Annotated in this window: 14 protein-coding genes; 10 read left to right on the top strand and 4 right to left on the bottom strand. The window is 49.3% G+C overall.

What is annotated here, in order from left to right; translation table 11 throughout:
- The first annotated feature begins 182 nt into the window (after nucleotides 1-182).
- Together ACOMG9_RS01250 and ACOMG9_RS01245 are read left to right on the top strand one after the other, a co-directional pair.
- Nucleotides 183-1901: a hypothetical protein gene (locus ACOMG9_RS01250; protein ID WP_448215462.1), complete on the top strand. Its 1719-nt coding sequence runs from the start codon at nucleotides 183-185 to the stop codon at nucleotides 1899-1901.
- Nucleotides 1870-2070 carry a hypothetical protein gene (locus tag ACOMG9_RS01245; protein ID WP_494529667.1) on the top strand — a complete coding sequence of 67 codons (201 nt, stop codon included), beginning with the start codon at nucleotides 1870-1872 and terminating at the stop codon, nucleotides 2068-2070. The genes ACOMG9_RS01250 and ACOMG9_RS01245 overlap by 32 nt, the downstream gene beginning before the upstream one ends.
- Before the next feature lie 65 nt (nucleotides 2071-2135).
- Here the strand turns inward: ACOMG9_RS01245 and ACOMG9_RS01240 are convergent, their stop codons facing one another.
- Together ACOMG9_RS01240 and ACOMG9_RS01235 are read right to left on the bottom strand one after the other, a co-directional pair.
- Nucleotides 2136-4415 carry a TonB-dependent hemoglobin/transferrin/lactoferrin family receptor gene (locus ACOMG9_RS01240; protein ID WP_448215460.1) on the bottom strand — a complete coding sequence of 760 codons (2280 nt, stop codon included), beginning with the start codon at nucleotides 4413-4415 and terminating at the stop codon, nucleotides 2136-2138.
- Between the two features lie 126 nt (nucleotides 4416-4541).
- Entirely contained in the window at nucleotides 4542-5585 is a 1044-nt protein-coding gene (locus ACOMG9_RS01235; protein ID WP_448215459.1) for an endonuclease/exonuclease/phosphatase family protein, read from the bottom strand.
- A 313-nt stretch (nucleotides 5586-5898) separates the two neighbouring features.
- Here ACOMG9_RS01235 and ACOMG9_RS01230 point away from each other — a divergent pair, with 313 nt between their 5' ends.
- The gene (locus tag ACOMG9_RS01230) at nucleotides 5899-6984 is read left to right on the top strand and encodes an OmpA family protein (protein ID WP_448215458.1); all 1086 of its coding nucleotides are present in this window, start codon (nucleotides 5899-5901) and stop codon (nucleotides 6982-6984) included.
- 48 nt (nucleotides 6985-7032) lie between these two features.
- Here the strand turns inward: ACOMG9_RS01230 and ACOMG9_RS01225 are convergent, their stop codons facing one another.
- Nucleotides 7033-7542: a copper resistance protein NlpE gene (locus ACOMG9_RS01225; RefSeq protein ID WP_448215457.1), complete on the bottom strand. Its 510-nt coding sequence runs from the start codon at nucleotides 7540-7542 to the stop codon at nucleotides 7033-7035.
- Between the two features lie 781 nt (nucleotides 7543-8323).
- Here ACOMG9_RS01225 and ACOMG9_RS01220 point away from each other — a divergent pair.
- The 7 genes from ACOMG9_RS01220 to ACOMG9_RS01190 all read left to right on the top strand — a co-directional run bounded on the left by ACOMG9_RS01220 (nucleotide 8324) and on the right by ACOMG9_RS01190 (nucleotide 15090).
- On the top strand, nucleotides 8324-10375 hold the full coding sequence (locus ACOMG9_RS01220) for a TonB-dependent hemoglobin/transferrin/lactoferrin family receptor (RefSeq protein WP_494529666.1): 2052 nt from the start codon (nucleotides 8324-8326) through the stop codon (nucleotides 10373-10375).
- A 122-nt stretch (nucleotides 10376-10497) separates the two neighbouring features.
- Nucleotides 10498-11187: an energy transducer TonB gene (locus tag ACOMG9_RS01215; RefSeq protein WP_448215455.1), complete on the top strand. Its 690-nt coding sequence runs from the start codon at nucleotides 10498-10500 to the stop codon at nucleotides 11185-11187.
- Nucleotides 11188-11244: 57 nt separating this feature from the next.
- Complete coding sequence (locus ACOMG9_RS01210; protein WP_422452054.1) at nucleotides 11245-11931, top strand: MotA/TolQ/ExbB proton channel family protein; 687 nt, start codon at nucleotides 11245-11247, stop codon at nucleotides 11929-11931.
- Complete coding sequence (locus ACOMG9_RS01205) at nucleotides 11928-12356, top strand: ExbD/TolR family protein (protein WP_422136534.1); 429 nt, start codon at nucleotides 11928-11930, stop codon at nucleotides 12354-12356. The genes ACOMG9_RS01210 and ACOMG9_RS01205 overlap by 4 nt, the downstream gene beginning before the upstream one ends.
- Nucleotides 12353-13246 (top strand): heme/hemin ABC transporter substrate-binding protein, encoded by an 894-nt coding sequence (locus ACOMG9_RS01200; protein WP_448215454.1) that lies wholly within the window; start codon nucleotides 12353-12355, stop codon nucleotides 13244-13246. The genes ACOMG9_RS01205 and ACOMG9_RS01200 overlap by 4 nt, the downstream gene beginning before the upstream one ends.
- A 21-nt stretch (nucleotides 13247-13267) precedes the next feature.
- Entirely contained in the window at nucleotides 13268-14317 is a 1050-nt protein-coding gene (locus tag ACOMG9_RS01195; RefSeq protein WP_448215453.1) for a FecCD family ABC transporter permease, read from the top strand.
- Nucleotides 14317-15090 (top strand): heme ABC transporter ATP-binding protein, encoded by a 774-nt coding sequence (locus tag ACOMG9_RS01190; RefSeq protein WP_448215452.1) that lies wholly within the window; start codon nucleotides 14317-14319, stop codon nucleotides 15088-15090. Before ACOMG9_RS01195 ends, ACOMG9_RS01190 begins: the two co-directional genes overlap by 1 nt.
- A 141-nt stretch (nucleotides 15091-15231) precedes the next feature.
- Here ACOMG9_RS01190 and ACOMG9_RS01185 read toward each other — a convergent pair whose 3' ends face one another.
- Nucleotides 15232-20184: a SidE phosphodiesterase domain-containing protein gene (locus tag ACOMG9_RS01185; protein WP_494529665.1), complete on the bottom strand. Its 4953-nt coding sequence runs from the start codon at nucleotides 20182-20184 to the stop codon at nucleotides 15232-15234.
- Between the last annotated feature and the right edge of the window lie 65 nt (nucleotides 20185-20249).

Below are 20249 nucleotides of genomic sequence, written 5' to 3'. Positions count from 1 at the left end.
CCGGAAGGCCGGCTTCCGGAAAGAACAAGCAGCAACAGTGCGGGAAGGTCTGCGCAAGCGCCCAGCCCTTTCACGTGGAAGACGCAAAAGCACACTTATTATCTTGATCTATCCTTCCTCCCTGTAAACCAGAAGGCAGGGATAGAATTATTAAACACTTACTCTTTTCAGCACTGCTCTTAATGTCATTGTCTGTCATCAGCCAATCTAAACCGTTGACAAGACATTTTGTTGTCGAGCTCGAGCAGAGTGCAGATTTTCCAAACCGGGACTTTTCTATAAAGCTTGATCGCCGCATGTTGTCGGGCAACCCTACAGACAATATCGACTCAGACGGCTATGCAGAACCCGGCTCGTCACCTGATGACAAACGACACAAACCATACAGCTACAGGGTGAAAACGATCCTCATTGAGTCAATTTCGTGGCAGTGGCTTTGTGCTACGAATCTGCTGGTTGCTTGTGAACTATTTCTGACCATCCAAAACTCCCCTCTGGACTCACTCCCTTGTTCATGGCCGCCTCTGGCAACAGCTATCGCTGTCGGTTGGCTTTTAAAAAGCTATTTCAACCCCGACTCACCAGTGTTTAATTCGATTGAACAAAAAGAAGCGTATCAAAATCATCTGTTCGTAATCACCACTATGATGCCTGGCTCTGAACATGCCCCACAACAAGGCCAGCCATCAACATCATCCGACCAGCAAATCCCACAGGCTACCACTTACATTACAGGCTATTTCACCAGGCTCCTGAATTCTGACTCTGGCAATAACAACGAAGGCCCTGAACAATACCTGCATACTTTGGGTTTAAATTGTTATCTCTACCCCTGTAATGGTGTTTGTCGATTCCGACAATCTTCCAATTCATCCGAGAGTGGAGCGTTGGTTTGTGAAGAAAGTTCAACAAACAACACAGAAGAAACACCCGGACAAATTTCATGCCCCCATTTGGCCAATACACAGTGTGATAGTTGCAACTCTTCCGATGGTGCTGCCCTGAACTCAGTAGTTTCAGGGGAAGCCGATGCAACCAGCCTTGCCAGGAAAGTAACTTGCAACGTGTTAGTGTTAGGGGAGGATGGCCATCTTCGTCAATGCGGATCGGTCTGTAAAAATGTCAGAGCCCTGTCGTCTCACAAAAGCAGCATCCACACCGGGCAAAAAACCTGTGACTTGACCGTGCCCGGGGAGAGTGGCCAGCTGTGGCCATGTGGGAAAACCTTTAAGAATGCTCAAATCCTTTCGGCTCACAAAAGAGAGGCTCACACTGGACAACAAACATGTGACCTGACCGTGCTCGGGAAAGATAAACAGCTGCGACCATGCGGAAAGATTTTAAAAAATAAACGATCATTGTCGTCTCATAAAACCAGCTTCCACACCGGGCAAAAAACCTGTTCCTTGACCGTGCCCGGGGGGGATGGTCAGCTGCGGCCATGCGGGAAGGTCTTTAAGAATTTTCAAGCCCTGTCGGATCACAAAAGAAGAGCTCACTCCGTGCAACAAACCTGTAACTTGACCACGCTCGGACAGGATGGCCAACTGCGACCATGCAGGAGAGTCCTTAAGAACGCTCGAGCAATGCTGGATCACAAAAGCAAAATCCACAGTGGGCAAAAAACCTGTGAAGTGATCGTGGTTGGAGAAGATGGACAGCAACGACCATGCGGAAGAGTTTGCAGGCATATCATAGCCCTGGCGAATCACAAAATGAGAGACCACTCCGGGCAAAAAACCTGTAGCGAAACCGTGGTCCAAGAAGATGGCCAGCAGCGAGCTTGTGGGAAGGTCTGCAAAAACGCGCAAGACCTGTCGAATCACAAAAGAATACATCGAAAACGCAAGCCTGTTGATGTGAACCAGGGTGATCTTTCATTCCCACGCCACATTGAATAAAGATGATCGTAGTAACGATGAAAAGGGTATGAATATCATTGATACCTGGCGTTTGGAGAATGGTCGTATTATTGAACACCGGGATTCCATTCAAGCGTTGGACGGTTTTATGCGCTTCTATTCAATGATGAGTGGCGGCAACATTCGCAACGATAATGGTGTGTTTTAAAGGAAGTTTTCAGGTTGAGGCAAGGAATGGGTTCCCAAGGGAACCAGAGTTGTGACACAGCCTGGTCATATCTCCCACTTCATACTGACAGAAAAGTTCCTGCCGGTCTGGGTATAACGGTTAAGGCCCTTATAAGTGTCAGAAAGACCGCGTACATCATCCCACTTCCAGTATTTCTTGTCAGTAATGTTGAAAATACCGGCAGTGAGAATCACGTCTTTAATGGGCTTACAATAAGTGGTCATATCTACAAGACCATAGCCAGGTGTTGCAAACTGTTCGCCCCCTGCTTCACTCTCGTCTGAAGCAATATCGCTATTAGAGATATCGTCTTTATCTTTCGCGGCGACCAGAGTCCACATCATTTCCCCGCCCCAGTTGTCATCGGGTGAATCATAGGCCAGTCCAATAACAGCGGTGAGCGGAGCAATACTGTTTAAAGGATCGTCTTTAAATAATTCTCCCTTATCATTGGAGAAAGTACCCTGACCTTTACTCCAGGCAACCGCTGTCTTAAAACTTGTTCCAATGGGCGCCCCTATGGCTTCATCCAGCCAGAGCTGGCCCTTGAACTCAAGACCCTTGATGGTTGTGTCATCCAGATTCTGATACTGGTACTGAACATCTCTCCCAACTGTTCCAAGGGGAACCATTTCAATAAAGTCGTCATACCGATTATAAAATGCAGTGATTTCTGCACTTCCAAGTCGCCCGTTCGCTCTCAATCCTACTTCAATAGAGTCACTTTTCTCGGGCTCCAGATCGGGATTAGGCATGACATGAATATTCATTGAACCGACAGGTACGATTTCTTCAAAGTACATCGCAAATAAATCAGGTGTGCCAAAGCCCTGGCTGTATTGTACAAACCCTGAAAATACGTCTGTGAACTTGTAAACAGCGCCCAGTTTTCCAGACCAACTGTCGTATGATTTGTCTTTATATGCTTTTTTATAATATTGATCCGTTTCAGTTTCTGGTGAAAAACTGTCATAACGAATGCCTGGTGTCACGGTCAGACGATCGTCCAGCAGGGTTATTTCATCCTGAAGATAGATACCCGAAGATTCAACGGTCGCCAGCGGCGCATAACGACTAATGTCATTCTCTTCACCAGCTGGATTTTTGACGTATGTGGTCTTGTTCAGGTTATTCTGCTCTTTTCTTCCCAGCTCCAGTCCATAGCTGATAAGGTGATCGGAGGATTTGAAGTCAAGCCATTTGGTCATCTTCAGATCCAGCTGCCAGCTGGTTTCCCTGTAGATGTAATCCTTGTTTCTCGCCTGGGTTTTCCATTTCGAAGGGTCCGGGACCTCGACCAGCATTTCATCGTAGGTAATCTGATTAGTCTCGGTTTCCTGCCAGTTCAGGGTCCACTTAAGCGTATCGAAAACCGGTATGAACGCTTCCCACTCATGAAACACGCCAAGGCGTTGACGTTTTGTTGAGTCCTCTGCTTCAAATTTGCTGTAAGGAGAAGGGTTTCCAGTGGGCTGTACACCGACCATTGACAATAAATCAGTGTCAGAGTGAAGCTCCCGCCACTCAACTGTCAGCCCCATACGATGATCGTCGTTCAATTGGTACTGTAACTTGCCCAGTACGTTATTGACACCAATATCCTTGGGGTCGGCTTCTTCCCTGGCCTCACCCTTCACATCGGCACCACCATGGGTCCGGGTTTCTTTGGCATCGCGACGGGTATAAATCAGCAGGCTTTCCAGATCATCACTGCGATTAGCAAACGTTGCTGTTTCAGTAAAGGCACTGTCAGCAGAGGAGTATCCCCCCTTCAGTGATGCGTAGGCGTCATTACCTTCGGGATGAAGAAAGTCTGCCGGGTCTTTGGTGACAAAAGCAACAACACCGCCGATAGCATCGCTACCATGTACGGTCGATGCCGGACCTTTTAAGACTTCAACGACCTTGATGGTTTCGAGGTCAATAAAATTTCGCTGGGAACGCAAAAACATTTTGGTGGAATCAAAGGCTTTGGCCTGATCCACTCCGTCTACAGTAATCTTGACCCGGTTGGCATCCATCCCACGAATATTGAAGCTGCCTGCACCGGTTCTGCCATCATTTGTGACCCTGACCCCCGGCTCGTAACGAACCAGGTCATCAATGTCATTGACCATTCTCTTTTCAATGTCATCCGCCGTGGTGACATCTACGCTGCTGGCCACCGAATCGAGATTCTGTTCAGTCAGTGTCGCTGATACAGTCACCTGGTCCAGCAGAGTGGGTTGTATAGACGGCAAAGCTTCTTCAGCCTTGACTGTGACATTTGCTACTGCCATGACGGCCAGGGCCAGATGTGTTTTTTGAATCGCAGGTAGGCTCATTGTTTAACAGCAATTCCTGAAGTTCGGGCGTCAATGCGATTGTTACAGCGTCTCCCGAGTCAGTGACCGAGTATGACGAACAGGACTGATAATTGAGAGATCAGTCAGGTTAATCCTGAAAATAAATCAGTTCTTCTGCAATCTGAACTCCGCCACTAAAGGCACATGATCCGAGAGCATTTCAGCTTTTTGGACCACTCTGGCCTTCACCAGATCCAGCTTTGCTGAGTAAAAGAGATAATCCAGCGTCCGATCCAGACCCAGATCCTGACGGGTTCGACTAGTGAACCACCGTTGCCTTTCCTCTCCAGAAGCCTGTTGAGGCGTTGGAACAACCGGAAACCTGTCGGTCAGTACGGATAACTCGGAGTCTTTCTGATACCAGAACTGCTCGGAGTCATCGAGGTGCTCATACTGTCCCTGCGGAATCAAATTGAAATCCCCTCCGGTAATCCACAGGGAGTCGGCCCCCATCCGGTCCAGCCGCTCAGCCAATTGCTTTACCTGCCTTTGCATAATATCCAGCCCTTGGGCAAAAGCATCCAGATGCGTGTTAATCACCGTCAGTGACCCGGCTCCCAGGTTGATTTCGGTCTCCAGCAGGGCCCGTTGAGTGGTCGCAGGATAAAGAGACTGATCAGGTATGGCAGGAAGGTCATGCCTGACGACACTGTCAATAGCAAACCGGGATAAGGTCAGCAGGTTCACTCCACCCGGCTCTTTCCGGACATTCGGTGAGGCCCGTTCGTTCAAATAACTATAAGCGGTGAAGGCACTGCAATGAAACCTTGCAGGCAGGGCGTCTTTCAACCACTGGATCTGGCTCATCCTGACTCTGGGGTCTACGTCGACTTCCTGAAGCAGAAGGATATCAGGGTTCTCTTCTTCAATCAGGTCTGCTACCTGATGAAAAACAGACAATTGCTTGTCAAGAGCCAGAGCTTCGAGTTGCTGCGGGGGCTTCCATAGTTCATAGATGCCTCCGGCCATAAACTGCACATTCCAGGTCATCACTTTAATGGATTGACCGGCTTCAAGCTTTTCCGGTGTTCCGGTGCATTGAACAGAGGGTTTGGCAAAAGCAGAACCGGCTGCCAGCCCCAGCTTGAGTAACACAGTGATCAACAATAACCACGAATGAAAAGAAGAGGTCTTCGAATCTGAAGGCATAGTTCCACCCTGACTGGATAAACGTCAGATCGGCCAGAGTCTGCTCTCAACCAGCCTCTCATTGCCGACCATGGATACCCAGTATAGACCGCAGTTTTCTGCGGCTCTTACAATTTCTTTTTGACTATCGCGTTTATACAGAACTTCAGTACAGGTTGAACGACCTGCTTTTGGATAAAGGCATTACAATATTACAAAGTCTATGTCGTCTAATATGGATAGAAATCTCATTTAACGCCACAAAGACATTTAACAGATGCACATTAAATAGGTACACTTCGCCTACATCCCAACGACACCAAGGAATGTAGCCGTGTATAAAAAACGACAGTTACTGGCTTTTGTAATTTCCACCGGATTGGCCGCTTCGGTTTATGCTGACGAAGGACGCTGGTATATCAACCCTGCGATTGGTCTTCAGAATTTTGATTCTGATCGCAATCTGGACGATGCCACCACACTGACTCTGGGGGGTGAATATCGCTTTAACGACCAATGGGCCACAGAACTGAGATTTCTCGACAGCAATGCTGACAGCAGAATTGGGGATACCGATGTCAACCAGTATTACCTGGATGCTATCTACTACTTCAAACCCATGACAGCCAGGTGGCAACCTTTTGCCATTCTGGGTGTGGGCCACGGGGAATTTGAAGGCAAGCTCAATGACTCTCAGGAAACACAGGCCAATGCCGGCGTTGGTGTTCGCTATGCCATTAACGAAAACTGGTCACTGCGCGGGGATGTTCGTGGCATCCACGGAGCCGACGACAGCACCTGGGACAGTCTGGTCAATGTCGGAATCAGTTATGCCTTCGGTGGAAGTTCAGCTCCTGCCCCGGCGCCTGTTGAAACAGATAGCGACCAGGACGGTGTACCTGACAGTCGTGACAATTGCCCAAATACACCAGCCGGTGCGACGGTTGATGCCAGTGGCTGTGCACTGGACAGCGATAAAGACGGTGTTCCGGACTATATGGATCAGTGCCCGAATACTCCCGAAGGTCGCAAAGTCGACGACAATGGCTGCAAAATCGCACTGATAAAAGACATCAGCATGAAGCTCAGCGTCAATTTTGCTACCAACTCTGCCGTGGTAACCGGCGAGATTGATAACGTCGACGAAGTGGTTCAGTTCCTGAAAGCCTACCCTGAAGTACCTGTGGAGATCGGAGGTTACACCGACAACAGAGGTGCTGAGGAATACAACAGAAACTTGTCACAGCGTCGTGCAGATGCAGTTCGCAACATTCTCATCAATGATTATGGTATTGCAGGCGACAGCATCAGAGCCGTTGGTTACGGCGAAGATCTGCCTGTTGCCAGCAATGAAACAGCTGAAGGACGTGCCGCCAACCGCCGGGTTGAAGCCACTCTGAAGCATAAGATCGAGCAGTAGTTCTGGCGAGGAGAGTTCATTCGAACTCTCCTTTGCCAAGTGTCACCATCAGGGCATCTTTTTCAGATTGTAGCGTGAAGCTAAATCACCCGTTGCCTTCTCGCCGTTCACATCCAGTTTCATTAGCATGTTTTCACCAACGAAGTATTGGTTTGGACCTGACTCGTCAACCAAGGTGACAACATTGCCCGATTTGTTCCAGGTGAATTTACCTCCAGATTTGATTGGGTCGCCTTCTTTGCCTTCATACAACTCAACCAGTGAGTAGGTGCCGTCTTCATTGAGTGTCAGCGTTGTGTCGATGCTTGCACAATCTGCACAGGGAAGTTTACCTTCGTAAATGCCACTCCAATTCAGAGCGTTTTGCGCGTTTTGACCAGAATCGACAAAAGTATCGGTGTTGGTCAGCTGCTCTTCTTCGATTGGAGCTACATCAATTGCGTTTTTCTGATGTGCTGCCTGAGGACCGTCAACCGCACTTGTCTCCGGCGGTTTCTCATCCTGACAGCCTACTGTGATGATCACCACACCAGTTAGCGCCAGTAGTGTCTTTTTCATTTCACACCTCTTTGACAAGGCAAGGAGTGTCACTAAAGCCTATTCGCCAAGCGAAAATCATGTTGGAACAGGCCTCATTTGACTTTAGAACCCATTAGAAAAGGACGCTAGTGGAATAAAATTCACTAGCCAGTCCAGTAGTACCTGCTCACGGAAAAAATATGTATCAAACCCCCAGAAAACATCACCCGTGTTCGTTGAAAATCTAATCCCGTGGATAAAAATTCCAGTGGGCCGATCCAGCCAATCAAACCTGTTACAAAAATTTATTTGCTGCTGATGATGTATTGGATAATTGCCCCAGACCAGATAGGAAGGACTGAAATATGTTGCTCGTACAACAACTCCAAACACTGGCGGAACGAGAGTTACAAACATACCGAGACCTTTGCGAGATTTGCACAGTGCATAAGCTACCACTTTAGATGCAAGACAGAATAAGGCAACCGAAAACCAGCAGCCTGTCGGACTTAAGCGTCCACCTGGACGGGGTCGCCCAGACGGGGTCGCCCAGACGGACGCTTAAGTCCGACAGACTCCCGGCAGGAAGCAAAGCAGAATGAAAATTACAAACCTGTAAAAAAAAACCTACAGAGCAACCAAAAATATCACAATCGCAAAAACCAATTTCTTTATATAAATGATAATGATTTGCGTTTAGGTTGTGTTTTGCATATTATCCTGCAACATCATCACAAGCGCTTCGGGGTATTCAGAACACTGCGCTTGTGTGATTGATCCCTATAAAGAATCCTCCAATAGCAGTACACGTAGGCCAACAATGACGTTTACCAAAAGTAGACTGGCAATTGCTGTCATGGCAGTGTCTTCCGGTTTTGTTTACGCAGACAGCACACCTCAGACCAATGCAACCCTTCTCAATCAGGTGACAGTCACTGCCACCCGATCTGAAAAAGACATCACCGATGTAGCCCAGACGATTGAAGTCGTAGACCAGTATCAGATCCAGCAGGAACAACCTGAGTCTGTGGCTCAAGCCGTCCAGTCTCTGCCAAACGTATCCGTCAGTGGTGGCCCGCGCACTAGCTCCCAGAACATTAATATTCGCGGTCTGGAAGGCACTCGTGTTCTTCAGATCACCGATGGTGCCCGCCAAAACTTCTCCAACGGCCACCGTGGTAGTTATTTCACAGACCCGGAACTGCTGAAATCTATTGAGGTGGTTAAGGGTCCATCCAGTAACCTGTGGGGTTCAGGTGCTATCGGCGGTGTCGTTGTGCAAAACACCAAAACCGCAGAAGAAATGCTGGAACCCGGTGAAACTTTGGGTGGCTATGTATCCCAGGGCTTCCACAGTAACAATAATGAATCCCGCACCAGTGGCTCGCTTTATGGTGTGAATGACAACTTCGACTGGTTGCTCAATGGCTACTATAACGACGGTGGTAACTATGAAACAGGGACCAGCGGCGAAGGGAATGGAGACGAGGTTGAGAACTCCGGCTCCCGCGAACAGGGTGGTATGGCCAAACTGGGCTGGCAGCTGAATGACGACAGTCGTCTTGAGTTTAAAGCTCAGCAGGCTCAAACCAATGCCAAAGTTCCCAGCAATCCCGCAACGGCTGTGGATACGGACTCCCCATTGATTATTCAAGAGTCCACCAACACCAACCTGTCTGCTGCTTATCTTTTTAATCCTGACAACGTTTTGGTGGACAGCAAGTTCCAGCTGTTTTACACCGATACTGAATTTGATGAGTATCGTATTGAAGACGAGCAGACTGATAATACCCGATACAAGACATTGGGTGCAGCGTTTACCAACGTATCAAAGCTGACTCATTTAGATTTAACCTATGGTCTTGATGCCTACAAAAACACCATTGAAACAGTTCGTGATGACTTCGGAAATGAAGGTAATCGCCCGGAAAATCTCGATGGCGAGTCCACCACTGCAGGTGCTTTTGTTCAGGCAGATGTTCCTTTGGCAGAGGCATGGACTTTGCAAACCGGGGTTCGATATGACCGCTTTGAGGCCAAGGACAACCGTTCTGACTCCGACATTGAAGAGAAGAAACAGTCTGACAACGCAGTCTCCCCTTCTGTTGCCCTGATCTGGGACACCACTGATTGGCTGACTCTGACTGCCAGTTACAATGAAGCCTTCCGCGCACCGAATATGGAAGAAATGTTCTCTACAGGAACTCACTTTGCAACGCCAGTTGGCACCAACAGGTTCGTACCCAACCCGAACCTCAAACCTGAAGAAGCGAAGAATAAGGAAATTTCAGCCCGGATGAATTTTGCTGGCCTTCTGAGTGATGATGAACTGACCATTACAGCCAACGTCTTCCAGAACGATGTAGATAACTTCATTACCCAGTTCGTTTACGATCCAAACATCTTTGGTGTTCCAACCAAAACAACCTGGAAGAATGTTGATGAAGCTCAATTGAAGGGCTTTGAGTTGGTCGGCCAGTATCGTTACCAGGCTATCCAGCTCGGCCTGTCCTACGGCCAGACCCGTGGCGAAGATAAAAAGACGGGTGAATATCTGGATAACATACCGGCCGACAAAGTGGTTGCAGATGCTGCCTACCTGATGCTGCAGGGTGACCTGAAAATTGGTTCACGGTACACCTATGTCAGTGCTCAGGAAGATATTCGTTCCGATTACGACGGCCAGTCCTCATACGACAGCTACGATCTGGTCGACCTTTACGCTAGCTATGAGCCAACTACCGGCGCTCTGAAAGGCATCAAGACCGATCTGACAGTCAACAACCTGATGAACGAGTACTACATTTCTGCCTGGGAAACACTCTACGAGCCGGGTCGCAATATCAAGCTGAACGTGCGCTATATGTTCTGACTTTTAACCCTGTGACGGTTACTGCAGCGCACTCAGTAAATGCGAATTATTGTCATTTGATTTATTGAATACGTCCTAAAGTTGCAGTAATCTTCACTCGCCAATGCACAAGTAAACCGATTATGTCTCGAACGCTGCTACTCACATTGATCATTTCCATTTCCGTACATATGGCAGCGGCTATCTACCATGGTCAGCAGGAAGTTCAGCAGACTAAAGTGGCTCAGGGCAGCATCAGGGCTCCCATCAGAATGACCTTTTCTTCAGTGCAGCAGGCTGCTCCCCAGGAGCCTGTCAGGGATACCTCCAAACCTGTCGAGAAAAAACCAACGCCCATCAAGAAACCAGAGCCAAAGAAAAACGTCGTCAAGATAGCGGAACCAGAGCCACAACCTGAAAAGCCCGAAGTTAAAAAAGAACCTGAGCCTGAAAAGGTGGTCGAGAAAAAACCGAAACCGCCCAAAAAAGAAGCAGAGACTCAGGTAGTCAAAACCGCCACAGAAAAGAGTGAAGCAGAAGGTCTCAGCAACGAGCCTGTTTTCGTCTCCAGACCTGCTATTCGCAAGTCCGTCCCTCCCAAATACCCGCGCACTGCGCAACGAAGAAACCAGCAGGGCGTCGTTATGCTGGAAGTCCTGATAGATATTGAAGGCCATGCAATGAGCATAAAAGTGCTGGAGTCGTCCGGTTTCAGGCTACTCGACCGGTCGGCTATTGCAGCGGTTGAAGACTGGGAGTTCGAACCCCAGAAGCGTAACAACCGGCTGGTGGCTTCCCGGGTCCATATTCCCGTGGCATTCCAACTGAATTAACAGCCTCTGGCTCACCCAAAATAGAAGATTTTGAAGATAAAAAACAGGTATTAATTGATGTTACTGGAACAGATCTCCTCCCTGGGACTCATGGGCTGGCCCCTGGTCATTATCTCCTGCATCAGTCTGGCTCTTATCCTGGAAAGACTGATCACTTTTACGCTGCTGCCCAGCCTCAATAAAAAAAGCATGAATACCCTGCTCAATGAAGTTCGCGGCTGCTCCCACTGCAATAACAGCCAGAACAAACTCTGCAAAAACCTTGTTGCCGGAAAAGGTGTTCGCAAGGGTATCGCTATTCTGTTGAGCCACAATGACTGCGAAAAAGAGATGCGTGAAGAAGTAGCAGGCCTCTGGCTCCTGAAACAAAAAAACACCCTTCATGCCTGGCTGAAACCACTGATGCTGATTGGTATTCTGGCACCTATGTTGGGACTACTGGGCACCGTTCTTGGCCTTATTGGTATGTTCCAGGGAATTTCTGAAGTACAGGGCCCGGTAACACCGGATATTCTGGCTGGCGGCCTCTGGGAAGCGATGTTCACCACCGCCTTTGGTCTGATGGTGGCCATTCCATCCCTGGCAGCCGCTCACGGTTTTGGCATCTGGGCCAATCACTATGTGTCCAAACTGGAGTTTGCCCTGAACCATGCCAACCTGCTGCTGGAAGGCCTGAAAATGAACGACGATGGCATTGCCCTTAATCAGGAAACCGGCACCTGTCCTGAGGCCGTTCCAGCATGATTCGTATTTCCGATAGTGACGAAACAAACGCCTCTTTTTCCGCAGCGGATCTGACACCGCTGCTGGATGTTGTCTTTATTGTCATGGTTTTCCTTCTGTTCACAGCCAATGTGCAAACCCTGAGTCTGCCTGTGAATCTGCCCGAAGCCAGCCGTGAAGAAGCTGCCCTGACTGAGGAGCCTGAAACACTGACCGTAAGTATTCTGGCAAATGGTCAGCCCTGGGCACTGGCAGAGAATAAATACGACAGTTTTAAAGTGTTTAGTCAGGCGCTGCTGGCCCGCGTCAAGCAAGCGCCTGACACCACGGTCCTGATCGCGGGTGATCAGGAAGCACCTCTGGGAAACCTGGTTGAGCTAATGATGTTTTTAAGTGAGCACGAAATTACTGCCGCACAAGTCCTTATGGAGGAGAAAAGTCCATGAACACAGTGCCCGGAAAGAAGCTTCTGGTCTCTCTGGCAATGGCTTTCCTGCTGCCAGTGTCTCTCTTCACAACGGCAGCAGTGACCAACACCCAGAACAACCGTTCAGCAGAGGAGAAACGTATTGTTTCTGCCGGCAGTGGTATTACTGAAATCATTTACGCACTGGGTGCTGGTGACCAGCTGGTAGCAGTGGATCTCACCAGTAACTACCCTCCTCAGGTTAACAAACTGCCCAAACTCGGCTATCACAAGCAGCTCTCTGCCGAAGGTATTCTGGCACTGAAGCCTGACATGCTCATTGGCACAGACGACATGGGTCCAAAAACCACCATCACTCAACTGGAAATGGCGGGTCTGGAAGTTGAATCCTACGCCACCGACAACTCTGCCGAAAGCATTCACAAGCGAATACATTCGTTGGCGAAATTGCTGGATAAAGAGAAAGAAGGCGACGCTCTCTGGCAATCCATTGAGAACGACCTGAAAGCCTCACAGCAGCTGGCCAAAGGCAAAGATAAACCCAGAGTCCTGTTCCTGCTGGCCATGGAAGGCAGAACCCCCTCCGTTTCCGGTGCCGGTACCGAAGCCAATGCCCTGATCAAGCTGGCCGGTGGTTTTAATCCTGCAGAAGCTCAGTTCAACAGCTATAAACCTCTGTCCAATGAATCGCTGTTGACCCTCGCTCCTGATGTGATTATCTATTCGGATCGTGGTCGTGGCCTCACCATGGAACAGTTGTTCGACAGCCAGCCTGTTTTGAAACAGACGCCTGCGGGTAAAAATGCCCGTGTTATTCCCGTAGACGGTCGATTACTACTGGGAGGTCTGGGTCCCAGAACCGGAGAAACAGCTTTGAGTCTGGCCAAGGCCTTTTATCCGGAATCCTGATCACCGTCACTGAGAACAACAATGAACCCTAGTCGTAAATCGGCACTGTTGCTGATAATGCTGGCCTTGGCCCTGCCAACTGTCATGGTGCTGTCCGTGGGCACCGGTCCGGTGGCCATTGCCCCTCTGGATATTATCTGCATTTTCCTGGATAGACTGGGCATCACTGACAGTCAGGTATCCGACCAGACACGTCTGATCGTAGAATCCATCCGCCTGCCAAGAACACTGATGGGTATCATGATTGGCGGCTCTCTGTCCATTGCCGGTGCTGCCATGCAGGGCTTGTTCAGAAACCCGCTGGCTGATCCCAGTATCATCGGTGTATCCAGCGGCGCGGCCCTTGGAGCGGGTATCGGTATTGTTTTAGGATCGGCGTTTTTCGCAGGATTCTCCAGCCCACTGCTTATGGATTACAGCGTTTCACTGCTGGCTTTTGGCGGCGGCGTTCTTACGACCTGGATCGTTTATAAAATGGGTACCACCAGCAACGGCACCTCTGTTGCTACCATGCTGCTGGCCGGTGTGGCGATCTCTGCACTGGCAGGCGCAGGTATGGGAATCCTGAATTACATTGCTGACGATGCTACTCTCAGAAGCCTGACCTTCTGGCAAATGGGCAGCATAGGTGGTGCCAACTGGAACTTGGTCCTGCTCTGTTTCACCCTTTTAGGTCCAGTTATTTTCTTGCTGTGTCGTTACGGACTGGTTCTCAATGCTATGTTGCTAGGCGAATCCGAAGCCCGACATCTGGGCATTGATGTTCAGAAAACCAAGCTTAAATTGATCCTGGTGACGGCCATGGCGGTCGGTGTCTCTGTATCGGTCGCCGGTATCATTGGCTTTGTCGGACTGGTAGTCCCCCATCTGATTCGTTTGCTGGCAGGACCTGATCACAAAACACTGTTACCTGCCTCAGCCATGCTGGGGGGTATCCTGTTGCTGGCAGCCGATATGATCGCCAGAACCGCTGTCGCCCCCGCTGAACTGCCCATTGGTATTGTCACCGCCCTGATGGGTGCTCCATTCTTCATGTCCCTGCTATGGCAGCAACGCAAAAGGATCGCCTGATGAGTTGTCTCAAGGTTGAAAATGCCACAGTGCAGATTGCTGAAAAGAGACTGCTTGATGCTGTCAGTCTTTCAGTCGCTCCCGGTGAAATAGTCACAGTTCTGGGCCCTAACGGGGCTGGTAAAAGCACCCTGATGAAAGTCATCAGTGGAGAGCAAAAGCCTTCTTCAGGAAAGGTACTGTTAAATGACAGAACTGATTGGGGACTGCAACAACAAGCTCTTATGCTGGGCGTGTTACCTCAGTCTTCCTCACTGAGCTTTCCTTTCACGGTTGCAGAAGTGGTTATTCTGGGACGCATTCCCTGTGCTACAGACCGGACAGAAAATCTGGCCATCGTTGAGGCGGCACTGACAGAAGTCGATGGTCTGCATCTGAGAGATCGTCGGTACACCACCCTTTCCGGTGGTGAACGACAGAGGGTTCATATGGCCAGAGTGTTGGCCCAGATCTGGGACGAACCGGATTTTGGCAAACGCTACCTGTTGCTGGACGAACCCACTTCAGCACTGGATCCGGCTCATCAGCAACTGACTCTGAAAATGGCCCGCAAGCAGGCTGAGAAAGGTGTAGGTGTAATGGTTATTCTGCACGATCTTAATCTGGCAGCCCGTTACTCAGACCGTCTGGTGATTCTAAAAGAAGGGGCTATAGCAGCCCAGGGAACACCCCATGAAGTGTTGACCGCCGAAACATTACAGGCTGTGTTTGATGTGGATGTTACGATTTCGGAGCATCCAGCTCATGGCTGTCCTTTGGTTATCAATAATTAATCTCTGTTGAGACCATTTCACAATTTCTCATCCCCCTCGAACGCCAGGATGAGAAATTGGTTCCTTTAATTTTATACCTACGCAACTAAAAATAAACGTACAGATTCAAAAAACAGGCGCACCATAACAGCCAATTCGAACTCAATAATATCTGTTGTCTTCACCCCAATTTCCAAAATATTCCGATAGCAACTGGTCCCACTCATCCTGATTTTTTGTATGTTTACTCATGTTAGCGAGATTGATTTCCAGCCAGTATTGCTCGTCATGGCCTTCAGGCAACGAATTAAAAAATTCAATGGTTGTTAAGGGGCTAACGGCAATGTTTTGATGAAGCAGACAGTGTTTGGCTATTCTTAATTGACTCTCTTCTGAGCATTCTTTCCAAAATTGATGAAAATATTCCCGATACACTTTGAGGTAATAATTACAAAAATGAGCTTTGTAAGCTTCCATTTCAGCCAGAGGCAGGCCATCTGTTTGCAGGGATGAGATTGAGTTGTTTTGTATACTTTCGCTACTGTCCTCAGGAATGTCCTTCAGGCAATCATCATGCTCATCCGTACTTTTGGCATTGACGCCAAAGTCTATGTATTTGTCATTGGATTCAGGGAACAGAACAAGGTTCATAACATTTAACATCAACGACAAAACTGATTCCCGGGAAAAGTCATTGTCTTTGAGGCTATTGAGGGGGCATAATTCTTCAAGTGGATTTCCAGTCGTACTATTATAATCTCCTTCTTTCAGGAAGGTGGTTCTGAACTCAAAATACACATCTTTGAGATCTTTGATTTGACTATGATAGAACTCCCGATTATTCCGGACAAAATTTATTGCATTGGCCGTACTTTTAAATTCAATGGCGAAAAGTCCATAAATGATTTTATGAAGTTGCTGTGGATAAGTTTTGATAATTTCATCAATATGTTCGGACAGAATATCCCGGCTTAAATCATCCAGCGATGTTGAGAAATAGCATAAATAATCACTCTTCCCCATCACCTCCAGCCAATTTTCCAGATTGAACTCATTGTTCTCATTAACACAGGACTGATACAGGATTCGGGAAATCTGGGATGTACTTTCAAGTACCTCGCCATCCTTACCACCTGGAGTGAAAAACCGAACATTGTCTAATACCGATGATGAAAACCGCTCACCTTCAAAAGAACATTGTGAGAAAAAGCAACTGTCAACAATGGCACTGTTTAACCGCTCTGTATTGAATTTACATTGCTGAAATGTAATGGATGGCAGTATTGTACCCCTCATTGAACAGCCGCTGAAATCAATGCTTTTTATAGTACTCAAATCCTTCAGCTCAAAACCATCCAGGGAATCCAGCTTGCCCTCCAACAGTTGTGGGTTTTGCTCAAACAGCAACTGTATGCGCTCTTCGCCACAAGAGCTGACGATACCTTTGATGCCCGGGTGATGCTTACTGTCTTCAGAGGTTAACTCACGGTAGAGGACTGACCAGGATTCCCGAAAAAGCTGTTCCAGCGGACGCCCGTCGGGCCAGTGGCTGAAGCGTTTTTTTAGTGTACCCAACAATTGCCGCTGTCCTTCGAGAGAACTCATCTCTAGTTTGCTCCACTCGTCAAGCAAAGACACAGGATTGGAAAAACAGGTCTCTTGTGCCAGAGTGTGCTTAATCACACTCTGGTAGTCACTGGTTGACTGAGTAATGATTTTCTCATTACGGGCGAGGGCCTCCAAACCAGGGAATCCACCTGAATATGGGATTGGTTCTTTATAAATTTTTGCATCCATACGGCCGAGTGTTTCAGAAGTCAGGCGCAAAGACATGGCCCCACCAGGTCTGTACCTGGAATTATCTGCCAGCTGCTCCATGACCCGGGTAAATGTGTATTCGGTGTTGCTTTTGATCCTGTGAGCTATATGCCCCGCACTGAAATGATGCGGTTTCATCCCGATCTGATGACGTCGTTCAAAGGAGCTCAGGACAGCTTCATTTTCCAGACTGATCAAAACCTGTCCATTGTCCCGTTCCCCACGCGACCAAAAGCCTAACGTATGCCCGAGGCAGAACTGTCTGGCGGGGTTTGCCGAAATGCCGTGGGGCAGACCCGGACGGTAATGCACAAGACGTCCTGCACGAATACGACAATGGATTTCCCAATTGAGCCATTCTTCGTCACTGAAGTTCAGCAATTCTTTAAGAAAGGCTTTTTTGCCGGTGTTTACCGGAGTATCGATATCCGCTGCCACAACAAGGTTCATATCACCCAGGCAACCGTGATAGTCGGCCAGGGCGTCCAGCCATTGCTCTTCCAGGTCGTTGATATCTGGTCGCTCCCCACCAATACCCAACTCTGCCAGTTCCCTGAACAATGCTTCAACCACCGCTTTACTGTGTCCGGGAAAGGTGAGGGTCAGTTGATTTTCAAAGCTCAGGGCTTCAGGCAGGCTCGGGGGAGAAAACAGAATACTGCCGCCTTCACAGACGGCCGATTCGAGTTCTACTGCCCGAACCGGTGAGGCGCTGAGGTGGGCGGCATCCAGTTGTTCCGTAGTCAAATAACTAACGCTCTGGCCTGTCAGTTTGGCAAAACCGTGGCTGAATTCAGCCAGTTGTACTTTTACTTCAACGTCTGTGCCGGTTCTTGAGCTGACCCTTGCAGGTAAGGCAGAGACAGGCAGGGGCGTTTTGATGGCTGGCAGTTTTGCAATAAACGGCACGTCGGCGTTTAATGATGCCCGGCACTTGTTAGCAATGTCCTGCAGAATCGTCACTGTGTTATCAATGGTATTGTGATCCTTTGCCTGCCATCGTGATTTATCTTTGGCTAACTGCACGGCCATGCCTTCACAATCATTGACCAGGCTGGTCAGGTCACTGCGCCAGTCGCGGTAACGCTCTTTCAGGGCATGCTTGGGATCATTCAGGGCAAAGTTGGCATATTTAACCCGGCTCGCCAGACGGTGCAATCCCCGATCCAGGGCCAGATTATCAGCCAGTTTATTGCCCGCTTCCCGGGACAACTTCAGGGTCATCCGGGTAATGGGTTGGCCATCGGCATCCAGTAACTGGCTGATACCGATCTGCCCGCCGCGAATATCCCGGCCTTTAACCGGCAGCCAACCGCCTCGGATACCCGCCGCCTCTACAGCCCTGTATTCCGCCATGGATACCCTCTCACCTGCCTCCAGGCTTTTGGGAAAGCGGGTGGTCAGCCAGGCAATGCGATCATGGATAGTCTGTCGTAGCCAGCTGCGGTCACCGGGCAGAAAACCGCTGTGTTCGATGAGCTGGTCCAGGGCCTGCCAGTCAACCTGCCGCAAGATATCTTTCAGGGTATGGCCCAGTAAGTCATCCTCTAATTGCTCAAGAATATCGACGCAAGGGTTGTCGATTGGCAACGAGTTCATGGGGGGTGCCTGAGGGTTCCGCAGTTTATTCAGCAGCAAGGGCATGGAGGAAAAGTCATCCGTTTTCGAGGCGGGCTCTGGTTTTTCAGGACACGGGTAGCGAGTTGCCATCCCGGCATAATCCCAGTGGAACATGACCGGCTCCCCTTCCGGGGTTAGTTCAATGCCCTCCCAGGCACTGTTCACCATGCTTTCGTTACCGACAATCACATTAATCAGCAATAATCTGGCCCACTGCTCTGAAGAAAGAGAGCGCAGCGTCGCCTCGCCGCCTTTGAGCTTGCCCTGCCATTGTTCGGGAACGGGACTGACCACATAAAAATGACCCTGCTCCTCATGAACAAAACTCTGAGGGACTGTGATGCCCAGCAGCCCGGCAAGGTTAGCCATTAGCAGCTGGTTGCGGGCGCTTAGCTCACAGCTCGCCGGTTTGACGGAATATACTTGTTGGCTAACGGGGTCGTTGTAAAGCGCCGCTGGCCAGGTGCTATGACATTCTTCCATGGCAGCACTTTTCATGGCACCAGCTTGCGGAGTCAGTTTTGCCAGAGAGAAGGACGATGCCGGTGGTTCTGTCAGCTGTCCGGTATAGGGCGTAATCAACCCCCGAACAACACCGGACTGTTCACCTATGCTAAACAGCTGATAACTAAAGGGCGAAGGATGGTGCTCCCACTGCTTCTTAGTGTTTTCACAGCGGGTGGCGGCACCGATGCTGAAGAAATGTTTGTGGTTTGCTTCACTGTCCTGCAACTTGATCGGACACCAGAGGTCACCCTGCCTGGCAATCACCCGGCAGACCTCTTCGGCCAGCAGGCGCCAGTCTTGCCTCTTGAGATCATCCTGACAGTCAGCAAAACACTCCAGCCGATCCATGTAAAAGCATCTTCTGACCCGCATGACTTCCAGCGTATCTGCATCGTGGAGCAGACTGCGCAGGGTTTGTATCGCCTCGGGCAGATGCTCGCAGCCCTTCGGATTATCCTTGTGGCAAATGGCTTCACCACACTGCCAGGCCAGGGACTGATCCACGCCGATGTTGCGCAGATGTTCCCTCAGATTGTCAGCACTGGCCCGCTCCCACTCCAACGTATCGAAACCATCGCCTTCACGGCCAGTACCGTGAAACAGGCAGGTTTTGATCAGCAAGGGTATCATTTGGTCGGGAAATTCCCACGCCAGGCGATCGCCGTGCAGTTTACGCTGTTGCAACAGGGCTACTGCCCAGATCGCCGCCCGGCAACTGTGCTGGAGACCGTGAACCTTGCGGGCAATGGTCCCGGCAGGAGGTGAGATGTGTGATGGACGATAAGGCTGAAGCAAGGCTGTTTTTGCTACCTGAGTGGATTCAATCAACGATGGATCAATGACCGGCCAATGGGCTGTTTCGGTTTCGCCTGTTTTCGGACACTTTTCTACCGGTTCACTGATCAGCGTTGCCAGCGATGTACTACTGATTTTCGAGGTAATATCAGCAACGGTTACATTACGTTTATGCCCGGCCTGACAATCAATTTTGATTGCCTGATTCCACTTTTCAGAAGCAGCACCGGGGAGCATGACCTCTTCAAGTTCACTCACTTTCCTGGTGGCAAAGGCGACGCCTGTGTTAACACTATTGTCAGATGAAGGGATACAACCGGCAAAAGATAGCTGTTCTGTTGTTCCACCTACTGTTTTCCTGGGGAGCGAATCCATTTTTTTAGCCCTCACTGCTGTCCTTGTAATAAGTACCTAACCAGTTGGTTTCCTCCATTGTCAGG

The organism is Endozoicomonas sp. PH6C, from assembly GCF_059322965.1.
The sequence above is the reverse complement of the archived record's forward strand: the minus strand, read 5'-3'. Positions and strand labels throughout refer to the sequence as shown.

Bases quoted from the DNA above. Each gene is read 5' to 3' on its own strand.
- ACOMG9_RS01205 (WP_422136534.1), top strand. From the start codon at position 11,928: ATGATTCGTATTTCCGATAGTGACGAAACAAACGCCTCTTTTTCCGCA.
- ACOMG9_RS01235 (WP_448215459.1), bottom strand. From the start codon at position 5,585: ATGCCTTCAGATTCGAAGACCTCTTCTTTTCATTCGTGGTTATTGTTG.
- ACOMG9_RS01195 (WP_448215453.1), top strand. From the start codon at position 13,268: ATGAACCCTAGTCGTAAATCGGCACTGTTGCTGATAATGCTGGCCTTG.
- ACOMG9_RS01215 (WP_448215455.1), top strand. From the start codon at position 10,498: ATGTCTCGAACGCTGCTACTCACATTGATCATTTCCATTTCCGTACAT.
- ACOMG9_RS01190 (WP_448215452.1), top strand. From the start codon at position 14,317: ATGAGTTGTCTCAAGGTTGAAAATGCCACAGTGCAGATTGCTGAAAAG.
- ACOMG9_RS01185 (WP_494529665.1), bottom strand. From the start codon at position 20,184: ATGGATTCGCTCCCCAGGAAAACAGTAGGTGGAACAACAGAACAGCTA.
- ACOMG9_RS01240 (WP_448215460.1), bottom strand. From the start codon at position 4,415: ATGAGCCTACCTGCGATTCAAAAAACACATCTGGCCCTGGCCGTCATG.
- ACOMG9_RS01250 (WP_448215462.1), top strand. From the start codon at position 183: ATGTCATTGTCTGTCATCAGCCAATCTAAACCGTTGACAAGACATTTT.
- ACOMG9_RS01225 (WP_448215457.1), bottom strand. From the start codon at position 7,542: ATGAAAAAGACACTACTGGCGCTAACTGGTGTGGTGATCATCACAGTA.
- ACOMG9_RS01220 (WP_494529666.1), top strand. From the start codon at position 8,324: ATGACGTTTACCAAAAGTAGACTGGCAATTGCTGTCATGGCAGTGTCT.
- ACOMG9_RS01200 (WP_448215454.1), top strand. From the start codon at position 12,353: ATGAACACAGTGCCCGGAAAGAAGCTTCTGGTCTCTCTGGCAATGGCT.
- ACOMG9_RS01210 (WP_422452054.1), top strand. From the start codon at position 11,245: ATGTTACTGGAACAGATCTCCTCCCTGGGACTCATGGGCTGGCCCCTG.